This window comes from Acidobacteriota bacterium (genome assembly GCA_004299485.1).
In the GTDB taxonomy this organism is placed as follows: Bacteria; Acidobacteriota; Terriglobia; order Terriglobales; family SCQP01; genus SCQP01.
In genome coordinates this window covers 152926-170846 of sequence record SCQP01000016.1, presented here as the reverse complement: position 1 = coordinate 170846, position 17921 = coordinate 152926, and the positions used below count along the sequence as shown (strand labels likewise).

At 67.1% G+C, this 17921-nt stretch carries 21 protein-coding genes; 5 read left to right on the top strand and 16 right to left on the bottom strand.

Features of this window, described 5'->3' with window-relative positions; translation table 11 throughout:
• From xseB to EPN33_11980, 8 genes are read right to left on the bottom strand one after another with little or no spacing between them, the layout of a single operon-like run.
• A complete protein-coding gene (gene xseB, locus EPN33_12015; GenBank protein TAN21345.1) occupies positions 1–249 on the bottom strand; it encodes an exodeoxyribonuclease VII small subunit in 249 nt (82 codons plus the stop codon).
• Complete coding sequence (locus EPN33_12010; protein ID TAN21344.1) at positions 227–1219, bottom strand: ROK family protein; 993 nt, start codon at positions 1217–1219, stop codon at positions 227–229. Before EPN33_12010 ends, xseB begins: the two co-directional genes overlap by 23 nt.
• A gap of 21 nt (positions 1220–1240) precedes the next feature.
• Positions 1241–2065, bottom strand: a complete 825-nt coding sequence (gene mutM, locus EPN33_12005) for a bifunctional DNA-formamidopyrimidine glycosylase/DNA-(apurinic or apyrimidinic site) lyase (GenBank protein TAN21343.1) — start codon at positions 2063–2065, stop codon at positions 1241–1243.
• Positions 2058–2822 carry a uroporphyrinogen-III synthase gene (locus tag EPN33_12000; protein TAN21342.1) on the bottom strand — a complete coding sequence of 255 codons (765 nt, stop codon included), beginning with the start codon at positions 2820–2822 and terminating at the stop codon, positions 2058–2060. Before EPN33_12000 ends, mutM begins: the two co-directional genes overlap by 8 nt.
• Positions 2823–2834: 12 nt before the next feature.
• Positions 2835–3740, bottom strand: coding sequence for a hydroxymethylbilane synthase (locus EPN33_11995; protein TAN21341.1), 906 nt, complete (start codon positions 3738–3740; stop codon positions 2835–2837).
• Entirely contained in the window at positions 3737–5164 is a 1428-nt protein-coding gene (locus tag EPN33_11990) for a glutamyl-tRNA reductase (GenBank protein TAN21340.1), read from the bottom strand. Before EPN33_11990 ends, EPN33_11995 begins: the two co-directional genes overlap by 4 nt.
• On the bottom strand, positions 5056–5937 hold the full coding sequence (locus EPN33_11985; protein TAN21339.1) for a hypothetical protein: 882 nt from the start codon (positions 5935–5937) through the stop codon (positions 5056–5058). Before EPN33_11985 ends, EPN33_11990 begins: the two co-directional genes overlap by 109 nt.
• A 52-nt stretch (positions 5938–5989) precedes the next feature.
• On the bottom strand, positions 5990–8359 hold the full coding sequence (locus tag EPN33_11980) for an LPS-assembly protein LptD (GenBank protein ID TAN21338.1): 2370 nt from the start codon (positions 8357–8359) through the stop codon (positions 5990–5992).
• A gap of 26 nt (positions 8360–8385) precedes the next feature.
• On the opposite strand from EPN33_11980, the gene EPN33_11975 reads away from it, so the two are divergent.
• On the top strand, positions 8386–9222 hold the full coding sequence (locus EPN33_11975; GenBank protein ID TAN21337.1) for an RDD family protein: 837 nt from the start codon (positions 8386–8388) through the stop codon (positions 9220–9222).
• A gap of 15 nt (positions 9223–9237) precedes the next feature.
• Here EPN33_11975 and thiL read toward each other — a convergent pair whose 3' ends face one another.
• Positions 9238–10176, bottom strand: coding sequence for a thiamine-phosphate kinase (gene thiL, locus EPN33_11970; GenBank protein ID TAN21336.1), 939 nt, complete (start codon positions 10174–10176; stop codon positions 9238–9240).
• A gap of 108 nt (positions 10177–10284) precedes the next feature.
• Between thiL and EPN33_11965 the strand changes: the two genes are divergently transcribed.
• The gene (locus EPN33_11965; protein TAN21556.1) at positions 10285–10764 is read left to right on the top strand and encodes a polymer-forming cytoskeletal protein; all 480 of its coding nucleotides are present in this window, start codon (positions 10285–10287) and stop codon (positions 10762–10764) included.
• A 112-nt stretch (positions 10765–10876) separates the two neighbouring features.
• Here the strand turns inward: EPN33_11965 and EPN33_11960 are convergent, their stop codons facing one another.
• The 5 genes from EPN33_11960 to EPN33_11940 all read right to left on the bottom strand — a co-directional run bounded on the left by EPN33_11960 (position 10877) and on the right by EPN33_11940 (position 12942).
• Positions 10877–11170 carry an ethanolamine utilization protein EutN gene (locus tag EPN33_11960; protein TAN21335.1) on the bottom strand — a complete coding sequence of 98 codons (294 nt, stop codon included), beginning with the start codon at positions 11168–11170 and terminating at the stop codon, positions 10877–10879.
• On the bottom strand, positions 11167–11454 hold the full coding sequence (locus EPN33_11955) for an ethanolamine utilization protein EutN (protein ID TAN21334.1): 288 nt from the start codon (positions 11452–11454) through the stop codon (positions 11167–11169). The genes EPN33_11960 and EPN33_11955 overlap by 4 nt, the downstream gene beginning before the upstream one ends.
• Positions 11455–11457: 3 nt before the next feature.
• Positions 11458–11727, bottom strand: coding sequence for an ethanolamine utilization protein EutN (locus tag EPN33_11950; protein ID TAN21333.1), 270 nt, complete (start codon positions 11725–11727; stop codon positions 11458–11460).
• Positions 11728–11744: 17 nt separating this feature from the next.
• The gene (locus EPN33_11945; protein TAN21332.1) at positions 11745–12050 is read right to left on the bottom strand and encodes a BMC domain-containing protein; all 306 of its coding nucleotides are present in this window, start codon (positions 12048–12050) and stop codon (positions 11745–11747) included.
• Between the two features lie 109 nt (positions 12051–12159).
• Positions 12160–12942, bottom strand: a complete 783-nt coding sequence (locus EPN33_11940; protein TAN21331.1) for a class II aldolase/adducin family protein — start codon at positions 12940–12942, stop codon at positions 12160–12162.
• Between the two features lie 29 nt (positions 12943–12971).
• On the opposite strand from EPN33_11940, the gene queA reads away from it, so the two are divergent.
• Together queA and EPN33_11930 are read left to right on the top strand one after the other, a co-directional pair.
• A complete protein-coding gene (gene queA / locus EPN33_11935; GenBank protein ID TAN21330.1) occupies positions 12972–14003 on the top strand; it encodes a tRNA preQ1(34) S-adenosylmethionine ribosyltransferase-isomerase QueA in 1032 nt (343 codons plus the stop codon).
• 104 nt (positions 14004–14107) lie between these two features.
• Positions 14108–14959, top strand: a complete 852-nt coding sequence (locus EPN33_11930; GenBank protein ID TAN21329.1) for an RNA methyltransferase — start codon at positions 14108–14110, stop codon at positions 14957–14959.
• Here the strand turns inward: EPN33_11930 and EPN33_11925 are convergent.
• Together EPN33_11925 and EPN33_11920 are read right to left on the bottom strand one after the other, a co-directional pair.
• Complete coding sequence (locus EPN33_11925) at positions 14924–15517, bottom strand: hypothetical protein (protein ID TAN21328.1); 594 nt, start codon at positions 15515–15517, stop codon at positions 14924–14926. The two genes, EPN33_11930 and EPN33_11925, sit on opposite strands and share 36 nt — an antisense overlap.
• A gap of 33 nt (positions 15518–15550) precedes the next feature.
• Entirely contained in the window at positions 15551–16183 is a 633-nt protein-coding gene (locus tag EPN33_11920; GenBank protein ID TAN21327.1) for an alpha/beta fold hydrolase, read from the bottom strand.
• 2 nt (positions 16184–16185) lie between these two features.
• Between EPN33_11920 and EPN33_11915 the strand changes: the two genes are divergently transcribed.
• Positions 16186–17532, top strand: coding sequence for a replication-associated recombination protein A (locus EPN33_11915; protein TAN21326.1), 1347 nt, complete (start codon positions 16186–16188; stop codon positions 17530–17532).
• Positions 17533–17921: the final 389 nt, after the last annotated feature.

Genomic DNA, 17921 nt, shown 5'->3' with positions numbered 1-17921 from the left:
CTAGCTCTCCTCGGCGCTGCCATTGTCGTGCAGCGAAAAAGGCGCGGCGGTGGCTTCGCCGGCGCGCTTCACCAGCATTTCCACCTTGCCTTCGGCTGCATCAAGCTGCTGGCGGCACTCTTCGACCAGTTTCATGCCCTCCTCAAAGAGCTGCACCGAGCGCTCCAGCGGCAGCTCGGCGCTCTCCAGTTCCTTGACGATGGCCTCCAGCCGTCCCAGGCTGTGTTCAAATCCGCCGTTTGCGGGCATGCGCGTCCTCCTCGGCGATCTGGGGCAGGTGGGCGGCGCCGACCAGGCCGGCATCGGCGCCCAGCGCGCTAGGCACGATGGTGGGATTGGTGGAGCGCGCCACCAGCGAGCGTTTGTGGACTTCGGCCATGAGGCTGGGGGCGAACGCGTCCCAGCCGTTGGCGACGCCGCCGCCAACGACATACAGCGGCAGATTGAAAATATTGATGAGGTTGGCAATGGCCACGCCCAGCGAGCGGCCGACCATCTCGAACACTTCGCGGGCGACGGTATCGCCCTGCTTGGCCTTGATATAGACGATTTCGGCGGTCAAGTCACCCAGTTCGTCGGCGTCGCGCGCCAGTTCCGGCGAGCGGCCGACGCGCACCGCGGCCATAGCCATGCGGCTGATGGCGCTGGCGGAGGCGTAGGCTTCGACGCAGCCGAGATTGCCGCAGCCGCAGAGCGCGCCGTTGGGGTCGATGGTCATGTGGCCGAGTTCGCCGGCCATGCCTTCGCGGCCGTGCCAGATGCGGCCGTCGAGAATCAGACCTCCGCCGATGCCCGTCCCCAGCGTCATCATGCAGAGGCTATTCACGTTGCGGCCCGCCCCCACCCAGCTCTCGCCCAGCGCGGCGGCGTTGGCGTCATTCTCCAGCACGACCTGGGTGCCGAGAAGCTGCTCAATATCGTCGCGCACGGGAAAATCGCTCCAGCCGGGCAGATTGGGCGACTGGCGCACGGTGCCATCGGCCAGGTTGATGATGCCGGGCACGCCGATGCCGATGCCGCCCAACTGCGCCTCGGGCAGACGCTGCTCGATTTCCTTCACCGCGTCGCACATGTCGGCGACCACGCGCAGGCGGCCCTCCTTGACTTCGGTGTCGAGGTTGATGCGCTCGCAGATGGCGCCCTCCGGATCGACGGCAGCGACGCGCAGGTTAGTGCCGCCGAGATCGACGCCAATGGTGTAGCGGGAGTTGGTACTCATCCCCAGCAGTATGGAGGCGAATCAGGGCTTTTGGCAATGCGCGCAAAAGTGGGCACTGCGCCCGGCGAGCACGGTGCGCCGGATGGGGCGGCCGCAGCCGGGGCAGGGTTCACCGGTGCGGCCATAAACGCGGTGCTGGAGGTGGAACCAGCCGGGTTCGCCGCGGCTATCGACGTAATCGGAGATGGACGAGCCCCCGGCGGCAATGGCCTCGTGCAGTACCTCCCGGATGGCCAAACGCAGGCGGCGCAGGCGGGGCGCGGAAACCCGGCGGGCGCGGGGATGAATGCCGGCGCGAAACAGGCTTTCATCGGCGTAAATGTTGCCCAGACCGCGCAGCAGCTTCTGGTTCATCAGCGCGGACTTGATCGGCGCCGCACGGCCGCGGAAGAGCGCGACGAAGGCGGGGGCGGCAATCTCCAGCGGCTCGGCGCCGGGCGCGATGCCCAGTTCCAGCGCGAAGCCGCCTCCTGCCGGCGCCGGCGCCAGCGCGATTTTGCCGAAGCGGCGGGGATCGCGAAAGCGCAGTTCGCGGCCGCCCGAGAGCCGCAGGTGCGCATGGGTGTGCGCCGCCAGCGGCGCTTCCGGCGCCGCGAGCACAAGCTGGCCGGTCATGCCGAGATGAAACAGCAACTGCCAGCGTAGCTTCGCACCTTCCAGCGAGAACACCAAATACTTGCCCGCACGCTCGATGGCAGCGATACGCGAGCCCGCGAGGCCCGCGAATGCTTCCGGGTTACCGCGCAGCACTGAGGCGCGGCGCAGCCGCACATCCTCGATCCGCTGGCCCAGGATCTGACTGCGCAGGCCGCGCGCGACGGTTTCCACTTCCGGCAGCTCAGGCACGCCAGCAACTCCGCAGCGCGGCGATGATGCTCTCCACGTCCGGCTGTTGTGCGGTGGCGGTCACTTGCCAGCCGAGCTGCGCGACTGCCGTCGCGGTGACCGGTCCGATCACGGTGATACGGACATCCCGCATGCGGCGGCTGTGATCCTCGCCGAGCAGCGCGGCCAGATTGCGGGCGGTCGAGGGACTGGTGAACACTGCCGCATCGGCGCCCGGGAACAGCGCCGGCGCTGCCGCGCGCGAGGATTCGGCCAGCACGGTTCGATAGGCCACCGGACTGACAACCGTCGCTCCCCGCTCGCTCAGCACGCGCGGAATCAGTTCCCCAGCAGCCTCGGCGCGTGGGAAGAAGATGCGCTTACCGGCCAGGGGCTGCGCGGCCAGCGCCGCCGCAATGCCGGCGGCTTGCGCGGCCTGCGGCAGCAGGGTTGCGGCCCAACCGGCGCGATGTGTCAGCGCCGCTGCCGTTGCCGTGCCCACGGCGCAGATCCAGCCGCGCGGCGGCGCCAGTGACCGCACTTGTGCTCGCGCCAACACGGCGCGCGCCGCATTGGCGCTAGTGAAGATGCAACCGTCAAAAGTAGCGAGTTCTTCGAGTGCGGCCTCGAGCGGCGCGGCATTGAGTGGCGGCGCGATTGCAATGGTGGGCAGTGCCACCGCCTCGGCGCCCTCGGCGCGCAGCCGCTCGAGCAGTTCGCCGGCTTGCTCGGCCGCGCGCGTGACTACGATGCGGCGGCCAGTGAGAGGCGGGGGCATGGGAAAATTCTCTTAGCCGAGAAAGGAGGCGGCGCCCTGCGCCAACAGAGTCTCGGCGAGGTGTATGCCCAGAGCCTCGGCCTGTTCGGGAGCGGCCGAGGCAGCTTGACGTAAGACCTGCGTGCCGTCGGCTTTGGCAACCAGAGCGTCGAGATACAGTTTGCCCTCACCCTGCTGGGCATAGGCGGCCACCGGTGACTGGCAGCCGCAGTTGAGCCGGCGAAGGAAGGCGCGTTCGGCGGCGATGGCGGCAGCCGTGGGCGGGTGGTGCAGAGGGGCGATGGCGTCCAGAACCGCGGTATCGCCGGCGCGGCACTCCAGCACCAGCACGCCCTGACCCGCGGCCGGAACAAACTGGGTGGGGTCGAGACGCTCGGCGATGGCGTCCGCGAGTTCGAGCCGCTCCAGGCCGGCGACCGCCAGCAGCAGCGCATCATAAGCGCCTTCGCGCCAGCGGCGCAGGCGGGTATCGACATTGCCGCGCAACGCGACGATCTGCAGGTCGGGACGCAGCGCCAGCGCCTGCGCCTGGCGGCGCAGGCTACTGGTGCCCAGGCGGGCGCGCGCAGGAAGAGTGGTCAGCGTCATGCCGGGAGCGGCAATCAAAGCATCGCGGGGATCGGCGCGCTTGAGGGCCGCACCCAGCACCAGACCGGCCGGCAATTGCGCGGGCACATCCTTGAGGCTATGAACCGCAACATCCAACTCGCCCGCCAGCAGATGCGCTTCGATATCCTGCGTGAACAGGCCTTTGCCGCCGATCGCCGCCAAGGGCACGTCGGTGCGGCGGTCGCCGGCGGTAGTGACATAGTCGACGATGCAGTCGCGGCCGTGAGCGTGCAGCAGCGCTTGCACGTGCGCGGCCTGCCAGCGCGCCAGGGCCGAGGCGCGCGTGCCCAGGCGCAGCGGCGCGCTCATTCCCGCCCCACCGGCTGACCGGCTTTGGCGCTGCGCGCGTCTTCGCGGGCGGCCGGCTGGCGCAGGCCGAACAGCCGCGCGGCCCAGGCGAGCAGCAGCGGACGCTCGGCGGCGGGCGCCTGCGCCGCTTCTTTTACCTGCACCAGCGGTTCGTGCAGCCACTTGTTCATGAGGCTGCGCGTCAGGGCTTCTATGGCATCGGCTTGTTCCGGGCTGAGCAAGCCGAGGCGCTTGCGCGAGCGTTCCCATTCGGCGGCGCGCAGGGCCTCGGCGCGGTCCTGCAGCGCGCGCAGCAGCGGGGTCACGTCCTGCGCCTGCCGGCGCTGGAGATAGGTTTGCACTTCTTCTTCGATGATGGCTTCGCCCAGGGCGGCTTCCTGCCGCCGTTCGTGGAGATGGGTGCTGACGACCTGATCGAGATCATCGACGTTATAGACGAAGGCGTTTTCAAGCTGATGCACGCTGGGCTCGATATCGCGCGGCACGGCGAGATCGAGAAACAGCATGGGGCGGCCGTGCCGGCGGGCCAGAAAGCGTGCGGCGTCGGCGCGCGTGACCAGGGGTTGCGGCGCACCGGTGCAGGAAATAACGACATCGGCCAGCTCGCCCAACTCCGCGAGGCGCTCCAGAGGGTGAGCCTCCCCACTGCATTTTTCCGCCAGCTCCCGCGCATGCGCGAAGGTGCGGTTCAGGACCAGCAGGCGGGTGGCGCCTTGCGCCAGCAGGTAGCGGGCGGCGGCGGTGCCGATCAGGCCTGCCCCCAGCAGCAGGACGGTCTTATGGCTGAGATCGCCAAAGATCTGCCGGGCCAGGTCGACGGCGGCCTGGCTCACGCTTACCGGCTGCGCGGCGATGGCGGTCTCGGTGCGCACCCGCTTGGCCGCATGAAAGGCGCGCGCGGCGACGGCTTCGATCTCGGAACCCGCCAGGCCGGCGGCCTGCGCGGCCGCAAAGGCCTGCTTGAACTGGCCCAGGATTTGCGGCTCGCCCACCACCAGCGAATCCAGGCTGGCGGCGACGCGAAACACGTGGCGGATGGCGGCGGCGTTCTGAAGCTGATAGAAGTGCTGGACTTGCGGCAGACGGGGCTGGCCGGTGGCCGCCGCGAGAAAGGCGAACAAATCGGGCGCCACGCCCTCTTCGGCGGCCACCAGTACCTCTACCCGGTTGCAGGTCGACAGCAGCATGCCCTCGCAGACCTCCGGCTGCGCCGCCAGCAATTCCAGCGCCGCCGGCAGCGCCGAGGCGGGCAGCGCCAGCGGCTCACGCTGTTCGAGCGGCGCGGTGTGGTGACTGATGCCGAGGAGATGCAGGCTCATTGCAGAAAAAGGGAATGCACCTGGCTCATGCCATTGGCAAACCAGCCGGCCAGGGCGATGGCGAAGCACGCCAGCGTCAGATACGCCGACCGGCGGCCGCGCCATCCCGCCGACCAGCGCGCGAATAAGAGCACCAGATACATCACCCACGCCAGCAGCGCCAGCAGCACTGTGGGATCGTTCAGCGCCACGCCACCCAGCAGCGCATCGGCCCAGTAGGCGCCGATGACCAGGCCGGCGGTCAGCAGTGGAAAGCCGATCAGCAACGAACGATAGCCAGCCAGATCCAGGGTCTGCAGCGAGGGTAAACCGATCTTGACGGCGCGGGGAATGCCCTTGGCCTTGAGGTTGCGCTCGGCCATGAGGTACAGAATGCCGCTGCCCATGGCGACCACCAGGCCGGCATAACCGATGAAGATCAGCACAATGTGTACGTATATCCAGCCGTTGAACAGCAGGCCGTGGTCCAGCGGCGGCGGCCCGCCGCGCACGCCGGCGGGAACGATCGTCGCCGCGGCCGCCAGCAGGCAGATCAGCGGGACTACCACCAGACTGAGGGCCCGCGGCGAGTACACCCGGTAGACCAAAAGGAAAAAGGCGGCGATGACGAAGGCCAGCAGACCGGTGATGATGCGGTAGAAATCCGCCGAGTGCGCTGTGAAGATGGCGGTAGTCTCGACCAGGCTGACGAACTGGAACAGGAAGCCGGCGGCGACCGCGGCGCGCGCCAGGCCGAAGATGGCGTTCTGCTGCTGCGGCTCTTTCAGCAGCGCTGCGGTGATGGCGGCGGCCAAGCCGGCGACATAGAAGCCAAGCGCGACCCGGGCCCACAAAAAGCTAAACGCTAGTAGAGAATGCACGCCAGCACCGAACCTCAATTATAGCGTTGCAGGGAGCTATCTGGCATGGCGAGCGCATGTGCGCGAAGTGCTAGAACACTTGGTTTTGGCGCTTGAGATTGCCGAAGGTGGCGATATTCGCCAGCGTGAAGCTGAACAGAATCTGGTTCTCACGGCGCACCGACGCCAGTGCGAAGCGGCGGTATTCCACCGAAAAGCCGCAACAGTCCCAGTTATGACTGAGCTGAAAGGTGGTGTACAGCAACTGGCCGCCATGGGCGTCGTAGGCGACGTTGCCGCCAACGCTGGTGCCCGGCTGGGTGATGTCGCCGTAGCCCATGCCCAGACGCAGTTGGTTGTAACGTGGAAGGGTCAGGCCGGAAGCAGCGCCCGGCAGCGGGCGCAGCAGATAATCGCTGCCGGAGATGAAGGCGTTGCCGAAGTGAAAATTTCCGGTGAAAGCGCTGGCGCTGATCTGGTGATTATGGCTGTCATAATCCAGGCGCCATACGCCGTCGAAGCGGGCGAACGGAGAGACGCGCAAAATCGAACTCAGGGGCGAATAGTGCAACGGCAGCGCCTCAGCGGCAAAGGGTGACAGCAAAGCGGTCGCCAGAAATACATTGCGTTGGCCCGGCTGCAGCGCGCCGCCAAAGGTGGGATCGAAGTAGTACTTCTGCAACAGCGTCCAGGAGAGCAGCTCACGGGAGCGGCCTTTGGGACCGGTGGCCGTCAATAGGCGGTTGGTAAAGCCATAGTCGAGCTCGCGCGTGTTGGAGAGAATGTCGAGGGCATCGAAACGGATCACGTCGTTGGCATCCTGCACGCCACCGGTAACGTGATAGCCGATTTCGGGTTCAAAGACGTGCTCCAGGCGGTCGCCGAGCAGACCGCCGGGACCGGAATAAACTTTGGCGAGCGCGGGCGGGCGCCATTCGATATCGGCACCATAAGCGTTGCGCCACAAATCGCCGGAGAGCAGCAGCGGCGCGGCCGTGGGGGACGGAGATGCGGCCTGGCGTTCGGAGTAGAAGGTTGAGTTGACCGAAACGTCGCCGGTAAACGTACCGACGGAGGTCGCGATCGGGAGGCGCAGATGCGGTGTGAAATTCAGCCGCGGCATGATGCCGGTGACGAAATCCGGCTCGTTGCGGTCGAGCAGCCCGGCGTTGGCATCCCAGGAAAAATACAGCGGCCAATGGCGCGTCAGCGGCTGGGCATAGGCGTTCCAGTCGAAGCTGGGCAGTGCGGTCAGGTTCAAGCTGGCATTAGGAGTGGTTCCAAGGAAGTCCTGATAGCGATGGCCGGCGACGGTGAGGTCCTCGCCGTTCCATTGCTTTTCGGAAAACCCGGTGGAAATGGCTTCGGAGTTGATGGCTTCGGCAAAGGTGTTCTTGAAAACGAGGCGGTACAGGTAAGACGAGAGATAGTCCACGTCGAGCACGGTCCGGAAGCCATTGGCGGCCGTGTGGTCGCCGGTGACGTGCAGTTCCTGACCTCCTTGGTGCAGGCGGCCGCCACGGCTCAGCGCCAGGCCGTGATCGAAAACGCCGTCCAGTTGCAGGTCGAGATCGGAGTTTAGGGTGGGACGGCTGGCAATGTGGACGTGGTCGGCCCAGCCGCGGGCGCTGTACCATTCGCCGCCGGCGGTCACGTTTACGTTGGGAGCCGCCGCCCAAAAATAAGAGTCGCCGAGCACATAGCCCTTGACGTTGCTCTTGCTTACGACGGGCACGAGAATGCCGCTGTGGCGGCCGGTGCGGGTGGTCGAATAGGTCAGAAAGGGCGCGTAGAAAATGGGCACGTCAAAAAGACGGAAGACGACGTGGCGGAGTTTGGCGTTCTTGCCCAACTCGACGGTGACCTGTTGCGCGCTGAAGATCCATTTGGGGCTGGACAGAGTGCAGGAAGTCAAGGTGCCGTCTTCCAGCCGGTAGACGTCGGGGCCGAGGCGCTCCAGTTTGCGCCCGGAGAAGACCAGGGGATTGGAGGCGAGCGCGGTGGGCTGGCGCCCGCGCAAGCGGATGCCGCTCACGCCATGGAAATCGTCGAATTCCCCGGTCGAGCGCAGGAAGTTGTAGGTGGCGCGCGTGCCCTCGATGTGCGTCTGCTCGGCCACGCTGTCAAAGGCGACATGGCCGATGGCCACGGCTTCGCCGGTCTGAGCGTTGTAGGTCATCTGGTCGGCACTGAGCCGCGAAGCGCCCAGAGTGAGATCCACGTTACCTGTGGCACGATATACCGTGTGACCGGGTACGAGACTGGCGGAGATGCGGTCGGCAGCCAGGGTCACGATGGCGCCGCGCTGCAGGGCGCCTTGCAAGGGGAATGTACGCTTCGGCCGCGTTTGGGGAGGGTTACTGCTTTGATTCCCCGCCTGGGGCCGGGCGGGCTGGGTGAGGCCAAAAACGGTGGCTACGCCGAGGATAATCAAAGATGGCAGACGCACACGTGCCCACATTGTTCTTTGTAGCTTAGCGAATTCCGATGGCGAATCTGCGTAACGATGATCCTCCCGGCTTGTTGCCGCCGCTGCCCGCGTGGCGGCGCGAGGTGCGCGAGCGCGTAGAGGCTTACCGCGCCAGTCACCCGCAGCCACCGCGCGGCAGACCCGCGCGAGTCAGCGAGGCCGGGCTGACGCCCGACGCCGGCGCGGACGAGCGCGTGCTGCCCTTCCAGCTACAGCCGGCGCTGCTGGTGCGGACGGGAACGGGCTCGGTTGAACCGATTGCGGATCCGGTTCCTCTGGCGGAACCGGTGCCGATTCGCAAGCCCGAGCCAGTTGCCGAGAAACGGGAGAGTGCCACCGAACCGGTCTGGAGCAACCAGAGCGAATACTTGCAGCTTCCGCTGCCGATGGGCGCGACCGCCGCGGTGGCGGCGGGGCACTTGCCGGTCGACGTCGCGCCGCCGGGACTGCGCCTGCAGGCCGGCCTTACCGACGCGCTGGTGGTGATCGTGGCCGCCGTTTTGTTCGCCTTGGCCGGATGGGCGAGCCAGAATTTCCCGGCGCTTTCCAGCGGAGAACTGCGGCGGCTATTGCCCGCGCTGGTGGCCGTGCCCGCCGGTTTGGCGGCGGTGTACCTGCTGCTGTGTGCCTATGCCGGAGGAGCAACGGTCGGCATGCGCCGCCACGGTCTGGCGGTGCGCGGGTGGGATGGACCGCTGACGCCGGAAGCACGGCGGCGGCGGGGCTGGGCGAGCGTAGTTTCGCTGGTGGCGCTGGGTCTGGGCTTTTTCTGGATCCTGTGCGACCGGCAGCATTTGAGCTGGCATGACGCCATGTCGCGCACCTGCGTGGTGCTGGCGCCGCCGGAGGAGTAGCAGTGGCTCGCCACTTCAGGCCCAGTGTTGCCAGCCGCGCGGGGACAAACGCCGTCGCCGTCCGGAGGTATCGCGCAGCCAGCAGCCGGAGCCGGCGATGATGCGACCGATTTCGCGGTGGCCGGATGCGCGAGGCAAGCGGCGGTGGGGTGGCAGCGTAAACAGCAGCTCGTAATCTTCGCCGCCATAAAGCGCGCGTTGCAGGCCGGCGGGCGCCGGGAGCGAGTCGGCGAGGATTTCTGCGCCCACGCCGCTTTCGCGGCAAAGATGGTCCAAGTCAACGGCCAAGCCATCGCTCAAATCCATGGCTGCGCTGGCGCGGCCGCGCAGCGCCGCTCCCAACTCCCATCGCGCGCGGGGGCGCAGATGCCGCGCGCGGGCATGGCGGGCGGCGGCGCTCGCCATCGGCTGCTGATCGTGCACCAGCTCGCGGCCCCAAGCGGCTTCGCCGAGGGGGCCAGAAACAAAAATCCGGTCGCCGGGCCGCGCGCCAGTTCGGCGAAACGCCTTGCCGGCAGGCACCTGGCCGACGCCGACGGCATCGAGAACAATGCCGTGGAGCGAGGCACTACTGTCGCCGCCGATCAAGGTGGCGCCGGCCTCGCGGCAGGCGGCCAGGAATCCCCGATAGAAGCCGCGTGCCCAAGCCGTGGGTAAATCGGGCGGTAGCGCGGCGGAAACCAGCAGGGCGAGCGGCTCGGCGCCCATGGCCGCCAGATCGCTCAGGGCGCGGGTAGCGAGGCGACGGCCGCACGCGGGCGCGGGGTCACGGGCGCGCAGAAAATGGACATCTTCGACCAGCAAATCGGTAGTGAGCACCAGCTCCCGCCCCCGGCGCGGCCGCACGAGAGCGGCATCATCGCCGATGCCCAGGCGCAGCTCGGAGCGCCGGGTGGGGGCGAAAGCCAGCGCCTGACGGCGAACCCATTGCAGCCATGTGCGCTCGGGCAGCATCTTGTATTGAGAGTAGCGCGATGGCGCTAAGGGATTCCCCGGTTGCCGTGCGCTACGTGCGACCGTACAATAAACTTAAGACTTTAATTACGAGGTGTGCCCTTGCCCATGTGGAAGAGCCAGAATGAGCGGGAGACTCCCGCACCGCCCGCCAAACCGCAAAGTGTCAACCCGCCGGCGGCTCCTATGCCGGTCAGTTCGGCCCCGGCGCCGCAGCGTGTGAGCAGCGGAGGATCCGAGCGCGCCACGCACCTGAGCAAGACCATTCAGCTCAAGGGCACGGTCAGCGGCAACGAAGACCTCTTTGTGGACGGCAAACTGGAGGGCTCCGTCGAGCTGCCGAAAAACGTCCTCACCATCGGCGCCAATGGCCAGGTGCAGGCCAACGTCAATGCCCGCGAAGTGATTATTCTCGGCAAGCTGAACGGCAACGTCATTGCCGCCGACCGGGTGGAGATCAAGGCCCAGGGCGCGCTCACCGGCGATGTGAGCGCGGCGCGCATCAGCATTGAAGACGGCGCTTTTTTCAAGGGCGGCATCGACATCCGCAAGCCGGGCAACGTCAACACCGCCAAAGCCTCGGCGTAGCTTCTTCGCTCAAGCGCGGGCACCCGGCTTCGCTGCGCTCCGCCGCCTGCGCTCCGCGTCCGCAAGAACGGGGCTGGGGCCCCGTCGCCCCAGCCCCTCCCGGGTGCGCGGATTAGGCTAAATCGAGGTGGTCGAGGATGCCGATGACCGCAGCGTCGATGGGGGCGTGGGGGCGGTCGACGGCGGTCATGGCGGCATAGCCGTCGAGCACGACCAGGACGCGTTCGCCGACGCCAGCGTCAACCGCATCCAGGGCAATCAGGGCTGCTCCTCCGGCGGGCGTGCCGCGCGCCGGAAGCTGGCCATCGGCGAGCGCCTCCGGTTCGATGAGAAGCAGCTTGCGGCCTTCGTGGCTGGGATGCTTCTGGGTGGCGACGACTTCGCCGATGACGCGGCCGACGATCATCGAGCGGCCTCCGGCAGCCAAGCGCGGTTGGCGGCGGGATCGACGATGCCGACGATAGTCGCTTCGGTGGGCGTGTCGCCCTGCCAGGCAAAGCTGGCTTCTTTGCCGCGGCAGATGTAGACGATTTCGCCCACGCCTGCGCCGACGGCGTCGAGGGCGACCTGGGTGTGGCCGACGGCGGCCCCTTGAGCGTTGAGCGGCTGGATCAGCAGCAATTTATAACCGCGCAGGGCATCGTCTTTGGCGGTGGAAACGACCGTGCCGGAAATGCGGGCGAGAAACACTGGTTAGCGCACCGGTTCGACGGTGTCAACGATGCCGACGATGGCGGCGTCAATGGGTTTTTCCTGGCCGTCGCGGGCCATGCGGGCGGAGCTGCCCTGGACGATGAGTACACGCTCTCCCGCCCCAGCGCCGACCGTATCGACGGCCACGACATAGCCGGCTTCATCCTTGCCTTCAGCGTTCTGCAGGCGGGCAACCAACAGCTTGAATCCTTCAAGGCGGGGATCTTTGCGGGTGGCGACGACGGTGCCGATGACGCGGGCCAGTTGCATGAGAAGTGAATCCGCGTTCAGGCGTTGGCAGGCAGGCCGGGCAGTGGCACAGCGCGCGAAAGGCCGGCAGCGGGACGCGGAATGACGTGGACCGAGATCACCTCGCCGATGCGGCGGGCGGCAGCGGCGCCGGCATCGGTGGCGGCTTTGACGGCGGCGACGTCGCCCTGCACGATGGCGGTGACGTAGCCGGCGCCGATTTTTTTTTCCCAGCCGACCAGGGTGACGTTCGCGGCTTTGACCATGGCGTCAGCCGCTTCGATCATCGCCACCAAGCCCTTGGTTTCGATCATGCCCCACGCTTCGCCGCTGAGTTCTGCCATAGCTGCATCTCCTCGGAGGATTGTAGCTTACCTTACCAGGTGCACGAAGGGGAAGCCGACCAACGGAAGGCGCGGGGGCGAAGCCCCCGATAAAAGCGGCGCGAGCCGCTTACCAGCGGCGCTTGCCATTGGCAAAGTTCAGGGCGGGCGGAGAGGCCGCCGCAGGGAGCTGGGGGGCTTCGGCCACGACCGGGCAAGTGGGCGAGAGGGCGGCGGCGCTGGTAACGCCTTCGTAACGCTGGCGGGCGATCAGGAGCTTGTCGACTTCTTCCCGGCCGAGCAGGTTCTGGCGGCCGAGCAGATGGGTGACCAGCGCGATACGGGCAAAGTGCTCGACCGTCTCCATCTTGAAGTAGGCTTTCCAGACGTCTTCGCCGTAGCAGACCACGCCGTGATTGGCCATGAGGATGGCGTCGTAGTGCGGGATGAGCGGGCGAAGGGTGGCGGAGAGCTCGGGCGTGCCGGTGGTGCCGTAGGCGGCGAGGGGAATGCAGCCGAGAGCGAGCACGACTTCGGCGAGCAGCGCCTGGTTGAGCGGAATGCCGGCGGCGGCAAAGCCGGTGGCGGCGGGCGGATGGGCATGAACGACGCCGTTGATTTCGGGGCGGAGCTGGTAAATGAGCAGATGCATGGCCATTTCGCTGGAAGGATTGCGAGTGCCTTCAAGCTTGCGGCCTTCGAGATCGGTGACGACCAGGTCGGCGTCGGTCATCAGGCCCTTACTCATCGAGGTGGGCGTGGCGAGAATGCGGCCGCCGGGCAGGCGGACGGAGATGTTGCCGTCGCTTGCGGCGACGAGGCTTTTCTGGTGCAAAAACTGGCCGATGCGCAGGATGTCGGCGCGTGCGGCGGCCTCGATCGCTTCGGGGGCTTGGGCGTGCTCGTCTGCCATGCGGCCATTATCCCCTATGCTGAAAAAGAATGCGTCTGAGCGAATTTGATTACGAGTTGCCGCCGGAACGGATCGCGCAGCAGCCGCCGGAGGAGCGCGATGCGGCGCGGATGCTGGTGTTGCACCGCGCCGATGGACGCCTAGAAGACCGGCGGTTTCGCGAGCTGCCCGAGCTGCTGGCGCCGGGGGACTTGCTGGTGGCGAACGACTCGCGCGTATTTCCGGCGCGGTTGCTGGGGCAGCGGGCGAGCGGCGGAAAGGTGGAAGTGCTGCTGCTGGAGCCCCAGGGCGGTGTTGAGTGGACGGCGCTGGTGCATCCGGGGGCGCGGCTGGACGTGGGCGCGCGGTTGTCTTTTGACGAAGGATTAGAGGCCGAGATTGTTGCACGTGGAACACGGGGCGAGCGGAGGCTACGGTTTTCCGGCGTTGAACACCTGAGCGCGTGGCTGGAAACGCACGGGCACGTGCCGCTGCCGCCGTATATCCGGCGGCCGGACGAGGCGATGGACCGCGAGCGCTATCAGACCATTTACGCGCACGAAGCGGGTTCGGCCGCGGCGCCGACGGCGGGTTTGCATTTTACGCCGCGGGTGCAGGCGGTGCTGCTGGAGCGGGGCATCCGGTGGACGGCGGTGAGTCTGCACGTGGGGCTGGGGACGTTTCAGCCGGTGGTAAGCGAGGAGATCGAGCAGCACCCGATGCACACCGAACGCTTCTCGGTAAGCGAGAGCGCGGCGGCGGCGCTGAACCGGGCGCGGGCGGAGAGCAAGCGGATCGTGGCGATTGGCACGACCGCGGCGCGGGTGCTGGAGACGATCGCGCCGGAGCCGGGCGCCGCATTCCGGGCGCAGAGCGGGGCGACGGGTATTTACATTTATCCCGGCGGTCGGCCGTTCCGGGCCGTAGATGCGCTGCTGACCAATTTCCACGCGCCCAGGACAACGCTGCTGATGATGATCGCGGCGTTCGCCGGAATGGAGCCCGTGCGGGCCGCCTACCAGCACGCCCTCGCCGGCGGCTACCGCTTCCTGAGCTACGGCGACTGCATGCTGATGCTGTAAATTTCGGTGTTCCAGGCGCTGTTCCATCCAACTTCCAAACTGTGCCATTTGCACGCGAAAAGCCGCGCCAGGACTGAGTGGGCCGCGGACACTGCGGCAACGGAATGGAACAGCAAACGGAACAGCGCGCGGAGGTGGCAAGATTTTGTGACAATTGGAAGGTGCCGCAAGAACCGACTCCTATTGGGCGCCATCATGGGCTACTGACCGAATTCCGCCGGGCGTTTCGCGAGGGACCGCCGGAGACGCCGCTGGCGATGGAGGGGCCGCGACTGGTCGGCGAAGCGCTGCGCAGCGGCGTGCAACTGGAGAAGGTGCTGTTCAGCCGGCGCGGCCTGGAGCAGCAGGGCGCGAAGCTGCTGCCGCAACTTTCCAAACACACCGAGGTTGCCGTGGCTGAAGACGCGGTATTCGCCGGGGCGATGGATGCGGAGCATCCGCAGGGCGTGGCGGCGCTCGCGGCATGGGCGGCGGCGAAGCTGGAGGCGGTATTCGGCGAGCGGGCGTTAATCGTGGCGGCGGCGGGGTTGCAGGATCCCGGCAATCTGGGAACGCTGATCCGGGCGGCGGACGCGTTTGGAGCGAGCGGGGTGGTGGCACTGGCGGATACGGTGAGTCCGTTCAATGCCAAGGCGGTGCGGGCGAGCGCGGGATCGCTGTTTCATTTGCCGGTTGCGGCGAGGGTGACGGCGGAAGATCTGATCGCGGCGTGCCGCAGCCGGGGCGTGCGGCTGGTGGCAACCGGGGCGCGCGGCGGCGTGGCGCCTGCCGAAGCCGGCCTCGAGGGTCCGGTGTGCCTGATGATCGGGCAGGAAGCGGCGGGCGTGCCGCGGGCGCTGCTGCGCGCGGCGGATGCGACGGTGAGCATTCCCATCGCCAGCCGTGTGGAGTCGCTCAACGCGGCGATGGCGGGGGCGATCTTACTTTTTGAGGCGGGCCGGGTGCGGGGCCATTGATTGGCGCGGGGCCCCGCGTGGCTGCGCCGCGCGACCCGCTTGACGCGCGGCCGGGCTGGGGGCCCCTGGAGCCCCAACCCGACCCGCGCTCTCCAGCAATAGTTCGACCAGGAATTTCTTCCAGACGTTGGCGTAGGTGTGGGTACCGTGGCCGTGGGTGTCGGGGCCATCGGGGATGAGGATGAACTGGCCGTGCCTGACCTGCTTGATGGCCGACTCCATTACCAAGGTGTCGATGTCGGGCGGGTTGACCTGATCGTCGGCGGAGTTGACCGCGATCAATGAGCACTGGATCTTGCCGAGCTCGGGCGCGGGGTTGTAGTCGCTCGAAGCGGCAAACTGATACAGCATGTTGTTGGCGTCTTCGCGCTTGCGGTAGCGCTCGATGGCGGCAGTAAAGCCCCGATCGGCGAGCTCCTCGGTGGGCATGCGGCGGCGCATGTCCTTGGGGCTGGAGACCATGATCATGAGGGCGTAGAAGGCGCCGTCGAAGTGCGGCTCGACGGCGTAGTTGCCGCCGTCGTAGCCGGGGGCCTGCGTGATCGAGTCCATGACCATACGGCGATACCAGCGCTTCCCTCCCTGCTGCGGCTACGCAGGGAGGGGATTGCGGCCGGCGATCTGGGCGGGTTCGCTGGCCAAGGGCATGGAGGCATCCATGAAAGTGGGGTACATTTCCGGCCACATCCAGCTCTGCATGCCGCCCATGGAGGTGCCCATTACCAGGCGCAAATGGTTGACGCCGAGGTGCTGGGTGAGCAGGGCATGGGTGGCGCGGATCATGTCGTGGTAGCCGTAATGCGGGAACTTGGCGCGTAGGCCGTCGCTGGGCTTGCTGGATTCTCCGTGACCGATGAGGTCGGGCAGGATGATGTAGTGATTGCGGATGTCCAACGGTTCGCCAGGGCCGTAGAGCGGGTCGGCGAAGATGGGGCTGAGGAACTGATGGCCGGTGCCGCCGGTGCCGTGGATGATGAGGACGGCGTTGGTGGCAACGCCTGCGGCATTCTTCTGGAGATGGCCGAGCGTGGTGTAATGAAGGCGGAGCGAGGGCAGGACCTCGCTATCGGCGAAGCGGAAATTGTGGATGACGTAGTCGCCCTCGGTGGTGGGCCAGTTGACGCGCGGGAGGCGTTGCTGGGCGCTGAGGGTGAAGGCGAGGGCGGCGAGCAGGCCGGCCAGGCAAAGTATGCGCTTCATAGCGGGCAGCATAGCAGAACTCATGTATGTCGTTGTTTGAATCACAAGGCGGACCGGCGGCCCCGCCGCCGCTGGCGGACCGGATGCGGCCGCAGCGGCTGGAGGAACTGGTGGGGCAGCAGCATCTGCTGGGGCCGGGCAAGCCGCTGCGGGTGCAGATCGAGCGGGATCAGTTGGGATCGATTCTGCTCTGGGGTCCGCCGGGGGTGGGCAAGACGACGCTGGCGCGAATCATTGCGGTGCAGACGCGGCGGCGGTTCGTGCCCTTCAGCGCCGTGACCAGCGGGATCAAAGAGATCCGGGAGGTGATGGCGGCGGCGGAGCGGGCGCAGGCGGCGGGGCAGCGGACGATTCTGTTCGTGGATGAAATCCACCGCTTCAACCGCGCGCAGCAGGATGCGTTTTTGCCCTACGTCGAGAGCGGGGCGATTACGCTGATCGGGGCAACGACGGAGAATCCGAGCTTTGAGGTCAACTCGGCGCTGCTGTCGCGGGCGCGGGTGTATGTGCTGGAGGCGCTGGGTGATGCCGATCTGGAGGCGCTGCTGCGGCGCGCCATCGGCGACCGCGAGCGGGGCGTGCTGGCGGAACGGAGCGAAGTGCGCGAGTTGCTCGTGGGCGAGCCGGAGCTGCGGCGGATGGCGGCGTTTGCCAACGGGGACGCCCGCGTGGCGCTGAACCTGCTGGAAGTCGCGGCCAGCGGAGCGACGCCGGATGCCGAGGGGCGGATCGAAATTACGGCCGAGCTGCTCGATGCGACGCTGCAGCACAAGGCGCTGCTCTACGACGCCGCGGGCGAGCAGCACTTCAACCTGATTTCGGCGCTGCACAAGTCGGTGCGCAACAGCGATCCCGATGCCAGTCTGTACTGGCTGGCGCGGATGCTGGAGAGCGGCGAGGACCCGATGTACGTGGCGCGGCGGATGGTGCGCATGGCGTCAGAAGACATCGGGCTCGCCGATCCGCGCGCACTGGAGCAGACGCTGGCGGCGCGGGCGGCGGTCGAGGCGCTGGGGATGCCGGAAGCGGCCATGGCGCTGGCGCAGGCGTGCGTGTACCTGGCGCTGGCGCCCAAATCGAATGCGCTCTACACCGCCTACGGCAAGGTGCTGGAGGATGTGCATGCGACGCGCGCCGAGCCGGTGCCGCTGCATCTGCGCAACGCGCCGACGGGGCTGATGAAGGGCCTGGGCTACGGCCGCGGCTACCAGTACGCGCACGACCTGGAGGCGAAAGTCGCGGCGATGGAATGCCTACCGGACAACCTGCGCGGGCGGCGCTATTATGAACCCGGCGAGCAGGGCTGGGAAAAGCGCATCCGTGAGCGACTGGAGGAATTGGAGAAAACGAGGCGGCCCGATACCGACCGGTGAAGCCGATCATGCCGCCCCGGCAGGTCGTCGCGAGTTGCAGACGGATCTCCGGTCGGCGATGAAAAAGCGGCAAGCCGAAGAGGGGGTGGTGCTCCGAGCCCTGAGTACCGCCATGGGTAATGCCGAGGCGGTCGATTTCCCACCCGGACCACAGGCCCAAACCGAAGTGGAACGCCGGGAGCTTGGGGCTGCCGATGTGGCTGGGATCGCGCAGCGGATGCCGCAATTGCCCGCGCAGAGGCGGCGATTGTGGGGTGCTATTTTGGCAGCTGAGGATTGGCGGGGTCGGACGCGGACTGCTGGCGTCGCCTGATGGGGCAGCAGTGACAGCCGTTTCGGAACGTATGGACGATTTTTTATTGTCGTGCCCTGAGCCGCGTTCTGACAGC